A 10266-nucleotide genomic window follows, 5' to 3' on the forward strand; every position below is an offset into this window, starting at 1 on the left:
CCGTCGATCCAGTGGGCGAGGGTGGCGAGCGCGCCGAGCGGGAGCGGGGGGTCGGCCCGCAGGTCCTCGACGGTGATGCCGTCGTCGAAGACCGTGACGAGGACGTCGATCAGCGCGCCGTCGGGAAACGTCAGCCGGGCGCTGACCCAGGGGGCGAGCGGGTCGGGCCGGGACGCCGGGCCGGTGCCGGAGGCGCCGTCCGCGCAGCCGGAGGCCGCCCCGGGGACGTACCCCGGCGCGAGCTCGGGCGCGGGGACGCCCGAGCCGTGTCCCCGAATCTCCCAGGCGGGCCAATTCACCGCCACACCTTGGGCTTTATATCGATCATCAACAGTATAAAAGTCGCTTTCCGACACGAGAACGAACGTAGCGCCGTACCCGCCCGGCCCAGTGGCGCGGCACGCTCATCGCACCGGGACTACCCCGATAGCTCATCTCCCGCCCGCCCCGTCCACCCCCCGCGCGGCGTCCTCCGGTGCGATGCTGGGGGTACTTCGCGGAAGGGGCCAACCGTGCTTCGTGTCGCAGTCGTCGGCGCCGGACCCAGCGGGGTCTACACCGCCCAGTCCCTCGTCGAGCAGCAGGCCGTACCGGATGTCGAGGTCCATGTGCTGGACCGGCTGCCGTGCCCGTACGGCCTGGTCCGCTACGGCGTGGCGCCGGACCACGAGAAGATCAAGTCGCTCCAGGGCACGCTGCGCACCGTGCTGGAGCACCCCCGGGTGCGCTTCCTGGGGAACGTGGAGGCGGGCGCGCCGGGCCTGGGGCCGCGGGAGTTGCTGCGGATCTTCCACGCGGTGGTCTTCTGCGTCGGGGCCGCCACCGACCGGCATCTGGACATTCCCGGCGAGGGGCTGCCGGGCAGCCATTCCGCGACCGACTTCGTCGCCTGGTACAGCGCCCATCCCGATGCCGCCGGCGCCCGTTTCCCGCTGACCGCGCGGTCCGCCGTCGTGATCGGTGTGGGCAATGTGGCGGTGGACGTCGCCCGCATCCTGGCACGCGGTGCCGCGGACCTGGCCGCCACCGATATGCCGCAGGGGGCGCTCGGCGCGCTCGCCGACAGCCGGGTCGAGGACATCTGGATGGTCGGCCGCCGCGGCCCCTCCCGCGCCAAGTTCACCACCAAGGAGCTGCGGGAGCTGGGCACCCTGCCGGGCGCCGGTGTGCGCGTGCGGCCCGACGAGCTGGCGCGCGACCCGGCGTACCGCGATCCGGGGGCGCTGCCCGCCGTGGTCCGGCGCAATCTGGAGGTGCTGCGCGGCTGGTCGCAGGGGACGCAACAGGAGTCCGGCGGACGGCCCGGCGGCCCGTGCCGCCGCATCCACCTGCGGTTCTTCCTGCGGCCCGTCGAGGTGCTGGGCGAGCCGGGCACGGGGGTGCGGGCGGTGCGCTTCGAGCGGACCGCGCCCGACGGGGACGGCCGGGTGACGGGCACGGGGACGTACGAGGAGATCGCCGCGCAGGTGGTGCTGCGGTCGGTCGGCTACCGGGGGACGCCGCAGCCGGGGCTGCCGTTCGACGAGGCGACCGGGACGGTGCCGCACCGGGAGGGGCGGGTGCTGCGGGACGGGACACCGGTGCCGGGGCTCTATGTGGCGGGGTGGATCAAGCGCGGGCCGACGGGCGTCATCGGCACCAACCGGCCGTGCGCCAAGGAGACCGCGGCGTCACTGCTCGCGGACGCGGCCCGGCTGTCGGGCCGTACGGTGGCCGGGGACCCGGTGGCCGCGCTGCGCCGGGCGGGGCAGGACCCGGTGCCCTGGGAGGGCTGGCTGCGGATCGAGGCGGCGGAGGCCGACCGGGGGCGGCACCTGGGGCGCGGCAGCGTCAAACTCCCGGACTGGGAGGAACTGTTGGCCGCGGCGCGCCGCGAGGGGTGAGGGTCAGGCGTCGCCGAGCCGGCGGGCCTGGAGTTCCGCGCCGTGCAGGACGCCGTCGACCAGGCCGGGGAAGAGGGCGTCGAGGTCCTGGCGGCGCAGTGCGTTCATCTTGGCCGTGCCCCGGTAGGTCTGGCGGATGACGCCGTGCTCGCGCAGGACGCGGAAGTGGTGGGTACAGGTGGACTTGCTGACCGGCAGCTCGATGTCGGCGCAGTTCCTCTCGTCCTCGGCGGCGGCCAGGGCGCGCACGATGCGCAGCCGCATCGGGTCGGCGAGCGCGTGCAGCACACCGGCCAGCCGGATGTCCTCGCGCCGGGGATGCGCCAGCGCCCGGGAGCCGGACGTCGTGGCGGTGGACGTCGTGGCGGTCGGCATGGCGGGCTCCTGAGGGCGGACGGGACGAGGGGTTTCCATGGTACGAGAACCGTCGTAGTTCGGCGGTCTCCCGGCCGACGCGCGGGGGCGGCGGGTGCTGTGAGACAACGGAAGGGGGCACGAGCGGCACCGGCCGGACGGAGGGTGAGGCGCGATGACGAGGACGGAACCGGCCGCGGTGGCCCGCGCGCTGCTCGCACGGCACGGGACGACGTACGCCCAGGAGGCGGGCATCCGGCTGCGGGACGCCCCGCAGCCGCTGTACCAGCTGCTGGTGCTGGCGGACCTGCTGAGCGCACGCATCCGGGCGTCCGTCGCGGTCGCCGCGGCACGGGCGCTCTTCGACGCGGGCATGCGCTCCCCGAAGGCGATGGCGGACGCGACCTGGCAGCAGCGGGTCGACGCCCTCGGCGAGGGCGGCTACCGGCGCTACGACGAGCGGACGTCCACCCAACTCGGTGTCGGAGCCGAGCAGTTGCGGGAACGGTACGGCGGTGACCTGCGGCGGATGCGTCAGGCGGCGGACGGGGACGCCGAGGCGCTGCGCCGCTCGCTCCAGGAGGTGCCCGGTATCGGCCCCGCGGGCTCGGCGATCTTCGTGCGGGAAGTGCAGTCGCTCTGGACGGAGTTCGCGCCGTTCCTGGACCCGAAGGCGCTCCAGGGAGCGGAACGCCTCGGCCTGCCGAGGACGCCGGGGAGGCTGGCGTCGCTGGTGGAGCGGGACGAGACCGCCGGCTTCGCGGCGGGCCTGGTCCGCGCGGCGCTGGACGAGGAGGTGGCCGAGGAGGTGCGCGAGGCGGCGGCCGCCGGGTGACCGGGCGGGTCCGGAGCGTACGGGCCCGCGCCCCGGCCGTACCGTCCGGCACGGGAGCCGTGTGCGTGACCCGGGGCCGAAGGGGTACCCGGGGCGCATGGGTACGACGGAGAGGGTGCGCGCGGGCCGTCGCACGGTGGAGGTGCGCCGGCCGGAGAAGGTGCTGTTCCCCGACGACGGATTCACCAAGGGCGACGTCGTCGGCTACTACCGGCGGATCGCCGCGTTCATGGTCCCCCGGCTGCGGGGCAGGCCGCTGATGCTGGAGCGGGTGCCGGACGGTCTGGACGGCCCGCACTTCTTCCAGAAGGAGACCCCGGAGCACTACCCGGACTGGGTCCGGCGCGCGGAGGTCCCCAAGGAGGACGGCACGGTCACCCACCCCCTCTGCGACAACACCGCCACCCTGCTGTTCCTCGCCGACCAGGCGTGTACGACCTTCCACCGCTGGCTCGCCCGCGCCGGCCGGCCCCGGCGGCCGGACCGGCTGATCGTCGACCTCGATCCGCCGGGCTCCGGCTTCGAACCGGTCCGTACCGCGGCCCGGCGGCTGGGCTCCCTCCTCGGCGAACTCGGCCTGTCCGCCGCCCTGATGACCACCGGCTCCCGGGGCCTGCACGTCGTCGTCCCGCTCGCCGGAGCCGCCGGCCACGAGGCCGTGCACGCCTTCGCCAAGGACCTGGCCGAGGTGCTCGCGGCCCGGTACCCGGACGACCTGACGACCGAGGTGCGCAAGGACGCCCGCGGCGGCCGTCTGTATCTCGACGTCCAGCGCAACGCCTACGCGCAGACCGCTGTCGCGCCCTGGTCGCTGCGGACGGCACCGGGTGCCCCGGTCGCCGCGCCGATCACCTGGCGGCAGCTCGACGACCCCGGGATCGGCCCGCGGACCTGGTCGCTGCGGGACGTCCCGTCGGTGGTCGCGCAGGCGCGGTCCGCGCCGTGGTCAGGGGTGCTGCGCCACGGCCGGTCGCTGCGCACGGCCCGCGCACGCCTCAACGCGCTGGAGTGACCCCGCGCGGTTCCTCCTCCGCGGGGCGCGGCAGGCCGATGGGGTTGGGGAACGGCAGGACGCGGGAGGCGAGGACCTGCCGCGTCAGGGGGGCGAGGTCCGCGCACAGCCGCTCGGCGCGTGCGCCGGTCAGCGGGGCCAGGAGCCGGGCCGCCAGCCGGTCGGTGGTCCGTTCGATCTCCTCGCGTTCCGTCGTGCCGCGCTCGGTGGCGCCGCCGTGCGCGTCGAGGAGGCCACGGGAGCGCAGCCGGTCGGCCGCGGCGGCCCATTGTGTCTCGCTCCAGCCGCGGTCCTGCCGCATGACGTCGGCGGGCACCCGGCCGCAGGCCGCGGCGAGCACCAGGGCCTCGCAGCCTTCGAGGCCGTGGTCGACGAGCGCGGCGAGATGGGCGTCACCCCGGAACTCGCGGAGCGTGGTGGTGAGTTGCCACAGCCGCTCCACGGGGTCGGGACGGTCGCACAGGGCGCGGTTGCCCGCGAACAGGGGGCGCGCGGTGCCGGGCGCGTCCTCGACGATCTCCTCCAGTACGGGGTTCACCCGGGCGGCCGCCTTCCCGGCGTCGGGGGCGAGGGCGCGCAGTTCCCCGGCGGCGCGGGTGACGCGGGCCTCCAGGGCGGCGGCGGGGGTGACGGTCTCCCATGCCGCCGGGAGGGCGCGGGCGACCATGCCGGGGGCGAAGAGGCCGAGTACGGCGGTGGCGAGGGCGGGCGGGACGGCGCCCAGGGGTGCGGAGCGGGTGGCGAAGTACCCCATCCAGTAGCCCTTGAGTCCCAGGTCCTTGCCCAGACGGCGGCAGGACGGGCCGAAGTACACGACCGCGTGCAGGGGTTCGGTGAGCTGCCACAGGGTCCGTGCGCGCTCGCCCGGTCCGTCCTCCGCGCGGGCTCGCTCCCGCGTTCGCATGTCCATGCGCCGACGCTACCCGTGCGCGGCCCCGCCGGAACGGGGAAATGCGGCGTCCGGTCACCGGCCGCGCCCGGTGAGGTGGTCGCGTACGCGGTCGACCAGGCCGATGCCGGGGGCCAGGAGCGGGCCGCCCGGCGGGGCGCCCGGGACGGCGGGGTGCGGGCGGGTCGGGGCCGACGCCTTGGCGCGGCGCACCCTCTCGCCGAGCAGTTCCAGGACGTAGGGGTGGCAGCCGTCGCGCAGCAGGGGGAAGAGGCGGTCCTCCTCGTCGGTGGCGTGGGCGGTGACCTCCGTGCGCAGTTCGGTGACCAGCCGGTCGAAGTCGGCGTCGTCCGCGTCGCGGTGTTCGAGGTCCTTGAGGAGGAGTTCGACGCGCTCGTGGTCGGCGCTCTCCCGGTCGGCCAGTGCCTCGCCGTCCGCCAGGTGTTCGCGTACGGCGGGGTAGAGGTGCTGTTCCTCGGCGCCGGCGTGCCGGACGAGGTCGATGGTGAGCGCGTCGACGAGGCGTTTGCGTTCGGGGCTGCCGGGCGGGGCGGCGTCGAACTCCTGGAAGAGGGCGTCCGCCGCGCGGTGGTCGCCGGTCAGTTCCTCGATGACGTCCGGCTCGTGCCCCATCGGTGTGTCTCCGTTCCCCGGTGTGCCGGCACCGGCACAGGACCCGTTCCCGGGGCGGCGGGCCGGTAACGAACCGGGCCGCAGATTGCATCGGACGGCGGACGGCGGGCCGGTGCGGGTGCCCGCCGGGCAGGGCGAGAGGGTCTGTTCCCGTACGTAGGCGCAGGAGCGGCGCAGCAGCCGGGAGACGTGCATCTGTGACAGGCCGACCTGGGAGGCGATCTCGCTCTGCGTCAGGCCCATGAAGAACCGCAGGTAGAGGATGCGGCGCTCGCGTTCGGGCAGCAGGCGCAGGCCCGGGGCCGCGGACTCCCGGTCGTCGACGAGGGCGAGGGCGGGGTCCTCGCCGCCGACGAGGTCGCCGAGGCTGTGGTGGGGTTCCTCGGTGCCGAGGGGGCGTTCCAGGGACAGCGCGGTGAACGTCTTCTGGGCGTCGAGGCCGATGAGGACGTCCTCCTCGGAGAGGCCGGTGTGGTCGGCGACGTCCTGGACGGTGATCGGTCCGTGTCCGGGGCGGGCGGCGAGTTCCTCGCGCGCCCGGTGGACGCGGCTGCGCAGTTCCTGGGCGCGGCGGGGGACGTGGACGGCCCACAGAGCGTCGCGGAAGTGGCGTTTGATCTCGCCGATGATGGTGGGGACGGCGAACGCGCCGAACGGAGCGCCGGCCCCGGGGTCGAAGCGGTCGACGGCCTTGAGCAGTCCGAGGGCGGCGACCTGGCACAGGTCCTCGTCGCTCTCGCCGCGGCCGCTGTAGCGGTGGGCCAGCCGGTGGGCCAGCGGCAGCCACGCGTACACGATCTCTTCCCGCAGTTGCCGGCGCGGGGGTCCGTCCGGCATCGCCCGCAGCCGGTCGAACGCCTCGTCGGTGTCCGGGTCCGGTCGCCGGTGCCCGTGGGGCCTGGCAGGGGAACTCATCCGACTCACGCCTTCCGATCGGTTGTCCCGCATCGCGTCGCGCGGCGTCCCGTCCGGCCTTCCCGTCCCGTCCCGTCCTTACCACTGTGCAGCAGCCGGACGGTGCCCGCGACAGGGCCCGCCGCGGCGGGCGGTGTCCGAGATGCCGAGGGCGGCGGTCCCTGGTTCGCTGGGAGTACAGCGCCCATCCGTGTGCGAGGAGTGACCATGAGTGATGCAGAGGAACTGCGTGGCCGGGTGCGGCAGATGCGGGACAAGGCACGCCAGTTGAAGGAGGCGGCGGACCGTAGCGACGATCCGGAGGAGCGGCGCAGGCTGCGGGAGAAGGCCCAGCGGATCGAGGACCAGAGCGAGCAGGTGAGCAGCATGGGCAGCGGGGACATCTACCCCGCCCCGTGACACGGCTGCCGCGGTTACGGCGTGTCCGTGACGGTGAAGAGGGCGCCCTCGGGGTCGCGGATCACCGACCGCTTGCCGGTGCCGGCCGGTGAGGGCGTCGGCGCCATGATCGTCCCGCCGGCCGCCACCGCGGCCCCGGTGACCGCGTCCAGGTCACGCACCTGGAAGTGGACGTGCCAGCGCGGCCGCAGATGGGGGTCGGGAGCCTCCTCGACGCCGCCGCCGCGCAGCGCGGCCACGGTGTGCCCGCTCTGGCGGACGATGACCCGGTCGTGCTCGTAGGTGACTTCGCAGCCGCCGGGCTCGCCGGAGGCCCAGTCGAAGATCTCCGCGTAGAAGATGGCGGCGGCGAAGGCGTCACGGGTGCGCAGTTCCAGGCAGGCCGGGGCGCCGCCGAGGCCGACGGACCAGCGCAGGGTCTGCCCCTCCCAGAAGCCGAAGACCGCGCCGTCCCGGTCGGCGGCGACCGCCGCGCGCCCCGTCCCGAACTCGATCGGCCCGACGGCGACCGTCGCGCCGCGCTCCCGTATCCGGTCGGCGACGTCGTCCGCGCTGCGGACGGCGAAGTACGGGGTCCAGGCGACGCCTCCGTGGAGGCAGGCGCTCTGCTCCGCGATCCCGGCGACCGGGCGGCCCGCGTCCAGCGCGACGACGAACTCCTCCCCCAGGCTTCCCGGGCGGAAGGTCCATCCGAGGACCTTCGCGTAGAACTCCTGGGTCGCCCGCAGGCTCGGCGTCATCATGTGCACCCAGCAGGGGGCGCCGTGTGCGGGTGTGATCTTCTCGGAAGCCGGCATGGGGGTCATCTCCCTGTCCCGTGCGCCTCCCGCGGGACGTGCCCGGTGTCTCCTGCGCGGTCGGTGGGCCGCAGGCCACACGGGCAGGAGCGGGTCTCCCACGGGTGGCGGGGGTCCGCCTCCGACGGTACGCCTTCGGCGCGGGCCCGGCCCGTCGGCCCCGGCGCGGGGCGGCGGGCCGCCCGACTGGGCGTACGGGTCGGTCCGTGTCTCAATGAGGGGGGAGGCGCCGTGCGGGCCCTGCGGACGCGGGCGCCGCACGGACCGGAACGGAGGCGCGTGATGGCGGACGGACCGGACCGGAGGAAGGACCACGCCGACGAGGCCCGCAGGACGGTGATCGAGCAGATCACGGCCGCGATCGGGGACCGGCACACGCGGGTGGCGCACCCCGCCCGCCAGGACGACCGGGGACAGCGGGGCGACGCCCTCGGCCCGCGCCGCGAGAGCCGGGAGCCCGACGGGCACGAGGGGAACGGGGCTGACGCGGGCCGGCCCTGAGGGCTGTGCCGGGAGGACCCATGGAACCGGGAGACGCGGCCTTCCACGGCCGTCACGAGTCGCCCGAGGAGCGGGCGGACCGCCGGTGGGGCGAGCTGCTCCAGGAGGTGCGGGTCACCCAGACCGGGGGGCAGATCCTCTTCGGTTTCCTGCTGACGGTGGTCTTCACGCCCCGGTTCGGGCAGCTGTCCGACGCCGACCGGACGCTCTATGTGATCACGCTGGTGCTGGGGGCGGCCACCACGGGCGCCCTGATCGGTCCGGTGACGTTCCACCGGCTGCTCACCGGCCGCCGGCTGAAGCCGGAGACCGTCGTATGGGCGTCCCGGCTGACGGTACTGGGCGTGGTGCTGCTGCTGGCGACCATCGCCTCGGCGCTGCTGCTCGTCCTGCGGGTCGCGTGGGGCGACGGGAGCGCGGCGCCGTGGGTGACGGGGGCGGTGGTCGTCTGGTTCCTGTCGTGCTGGTTCGCGTTGCCCGTGTGGGCGCGGCACCGGTACATCTCCAGGAGGTAGCCGCGCCGCCCGCGCCGCGCGGATGCGGCGGGCGCGGGGGCGCGGTGCGATGGGAGGGCGGGCGCGCCACGGAGCGCCCGCCCTCCCCCGCCCCCACCGGCGAAAGGAGCATGCTCATGCGGATCGCGTTCCTGACGGCCCCCGAAGGGGTCGAGCAGATCGAGCTGACCGCGCCCTGGCAGGCGGTGCGGGAGGCGGGCGGCAGCCCGGACCTGGTATCCACCTCGTCCGGGAACGTCCAGGCGTTCCACCACCTCGACAAGGCCGACACCTTCCGCGTGGACCACACCGTGGACGCGGTCTCCGTCGGCGACTACGCGGCGCTGGTGCTGCCAGGTGGCGTCGCCAACCCGGACCTCCTGCGCACCCACGCGGCGGCGGTGGCGTTCGTCAAGGGTTTCTTCGACGCGGGCAGGACCGTCGCGGCGATCTGCCACGCGCCGTGGACGCTGGTGGAGGCGGACGTGGTGCGCGGCCGCACCCTCACCTCGTGGCCCAGCCTGCGCACCGACATCCGCAACGCGGGCGGCACCTGGGTGGACCGGCCGCTGGTGGTCTGCGCGAACGGCCCGAACACCCTGGTGACCAGCCGCAGACCCGGCGATCTGGAGGCGTTCTGCGGGGCGCTGGTCAAGGAGGCGGGCATCGGCGGCGGCTGACACAGCGCCCTACCGCTCCGTCGCCGACGCCCAGCGCAGGATCGCCCCCAGCCCTCCGGCGGGCGCCTCGACGGGATCGCGTACGACGACGGCGTCCGCGCCGTTCGCGGCGGCACAGCGCAGCAGCGCGTCGTCGGCGCGGGCCGCGGCGGGGTGCAGTTCGCCCAGGTAGTGGAGTTGCGAGCTGCGGACGGCGAGTTGGTCGGGGGCGGGGCCCACCCAGACCTGGCGGCCGCCGTCGGCACTGTGCGGGCGGACGAGGAGGGTGTCGATGCGGTGCTCGCGGGCCGCCTCGACCAGCGCCGGGACGCCCTCCGCCGCGTACGGGATGCTTCTGCCGGGTTCGGAGCCGGCCCGGAAACGGCCCGCGACCTCCGCCACATGCTCCTGTTCGTGCACGGCCCTGACCTGGGCGATGTCCCGTTCCAGCCGGGGGCTCCCCGCGCCGGGGGCCCGTCCGCCGTGCTCGCTCTCGTACGTCACCGCGCGCAGCGGTCCGGGCAGGAACTGGTGGACGGCGCGGCGCTCGCGGCCGTCGCCGATCAGCAGCATCACCTCGGCGTCCCAGCGCTCGAACGCGCGGCGCGCGGCGTCGGCGATCTCCCGGGCGTTGTGCTCCCAGGTGTTCTCGACCTTGCTCTGGAAGTGGCCGTCGGACCGGTCCCCGATGGCCATGCGGTGGACGGGCCAGTCGTCGCCCGTCACCTCCCCGACCGGCTCGCCCTCCCCGCCGTCGTACAGGTGGAAGTCCGCGCCGGTGCGGTCCACCCGGACGAGCAGGCAGCGCGGGTCGCCGCCGGCGGCTTCGAGGAGCGGGGTGAGCCGGGGCAGCGCCGCCCAGGTGGTGAGGGGCGCCGTCGGCGGCCCGGGGAGC

At 75.2% G+C, this 10266-nt stretch carries 13 protein-coding genes; 7 read left to right on the top strand and 6 right to left on the bottom strand.

The window, feature by feature from the left end:
- Window positions 1-299 (bottom strand): DUF6214 family protein (locus AC51EU_RS21820; protein WP_496268716.1); only part of this gene is annotated, 299 nt, incomplete at its 3' end.
- 213 nt (window positions 300-512) lie between these two features.
- Here AC51EU_RS21820 and AC51EU_RS21825 point away from each other — a divergent pair.
- Window positions 513-1883 carry an FAD-dependent oxidoreductase gene (locus AC51EU_RS21825; RefSeq protein ID WP_496268717.1) on the top strand — a complete coding sequence of 457 codons (1371 nt, stop codon included), beginning with the start codon at window positions 513-515 and terminating at the stop codon, window positions 1881-1883.
- Window positions 1884-1886: 3 nt separating this feature from the next.
- Here AC51EU_RS21825 and AC51EU_RS21830 read toward each other — a convergent pair whose 3' ends face one another.
- Complete coding sequence (locus tag AC51EU_RS21830; protein WP_496268718.1) at window positions 1887-2258, bottom strand: ArsR/SmtB family transcription factor; 372 nt, start codon at window positions 2256-2258, stop codon at window positions 1887-1889.
- Window positions 2259-2412: 154 nt separating this feature from the next.
- Between AC51EU_RS21830 and AC51EU_RS21835 the strand changes: the two genes are divergently transcribed.
- Both AC51EU_RS21835 and ligD read left to right on the top strand, forming a co-directional pair.
- Window positions 2413-3072 (top strand): endonuclease, encoded by a 660-nt coding sequence (locus AC51EU_RS21835; RefSeq protein ID WP_496268719.1) that lies wholly within the window; start codon window positions 2413-2415, stop codon window positions 3070-3072.
- A gap of 97 nt (window positions 3073-3169) precedes the next feature.
- Window positions 3170-4084: a non-homologous end-joining DNA ligase gene (gene ligD, locus AC51EU_RS21840; RefSeq protein WP_496268720.1), complete on the top strand. Its 915-nt coding sequence runs from the start codon at window positions 3170-3172 to the stop codon at window positions 4082-4084.
- On the opposite strand, the gene AC51EU_RS21845 is transcribed toward ligD, so the two are convergent.
- Both AC51EU_RS21845 and AC51EU_RS21850 read right to left on the bottom strand, forming a co-directional pair.
- Complete coding sequence (locus tag AC51EU_RS21845; RefSeq protein ID WP_496268721.1) at window positions 4068-4994, bottom strand: SCO6745 family protein; 927 nt, start codon at window positions 4992-4994, stop codon at window positions 4068-4070. The two genes, ligD and AC51EU_RS21845, sit on opposite strands and share 17 nt — an antisense overlap.
- 54 nt (window positions 4995-5048) lie before the next feature.
- A complete protein-coding gene (locus AC51EU_RS21850; RefSeq protein WP_496268722.1) occupies window positions 5049-6521 on the bottom strand; it encodes a SigB/SigF/SigG family RNA polymerase sigma factor in 1473 nt (490 codons plus the stop codon).
- 207 nt (window positions 6522-6728) lie between these two features.
- On the opposite strand from AC51EU_RS21850, the gene AC51EU_RS21855 reads away from it, so the two are divergent.
- Complete coding sequence (locus AC51EU_RS21855; RefSeq protein ID WP_496268723.1) at window positions 6729-6920, top strand: DUF6381 family protein; 192 nt, start codon at window positions 6729-6731, stop codon at window positions 6918-6920.
- A gap of 14 nt (window positions 6921-6934) precedes the next feature.
- Here the strand turns inward: AC51EU_RS21855 and AC51EU_RS21860 are convergent, their stop codons facing one another.
- Entirely contained in the window at window positions 6935-7717 is a 783-nt protein-coding gene (locus AC51EU_RS21860) for a VOC family protein (RefSeq protein ID WP_496268724.1), read from the bottom strand.
- A 282-nt stretch (window positions 7718-7999) separates the two neighbouring features.
- On the opposite strand from AC51EU_RS21860, the gene AC51EU_RS21865 reads away from it, so the two are divergent.
- From AC51EU_RS21865 to AC51EU_RS21875, 3 genes are all read left to right on the top strand, one after another.
- On the top strand, window positions 8000-8218 hold the full coding sequence (locus AC51EU_RS21865; protein ID WP_496268725.1) for a hypothetical protein: 219 nt from the start codon (window positions 8000-8002) through the stop codon (window positions 8216-8218).
- 20 nt (window positions 8219-8238) lie between these two features.
- The gene (locus AC51EU_RS21870; protein WP_496268726.1) at window positions 8239-8733 is read left to right on the top strand and encodes a DUF6328 family protein; all 495 of its coding nucleotides are present in this window, start codon (window positions 8239-8241) and stop codon (window positions 8731-8733) included.
- 116 nt (window positions 8734-8849) lie between these two features.
- Complete coding sequence (locus AC51EU_RS21875; RefSeq protein ID WP_496268727.1) at window positions 8850-9392, top strand: type 1 glutamine amidotransferase domain-containing protein; 543 nt, start codon at window positions 8850-8852, stop codon at window positions 9390-9392.
- Window positions 9393-9401: 9 nt separating this feature from the next.
- Here the strand turns inward: AC51EU_RS21875 and AC51EU_RS21880 are convergent.
- A partial coding sequence (locus tag AC51EU_RS21880) for a baeRF2 domain-containing protein (protein WP_496268728.1) occupies window positions 9402-10266 on the bottom strand: 865 nt, incomplete at its 5' end.

The organism is Candidatus Streptomyces philanthi (genome assembly GCF_059553635.1).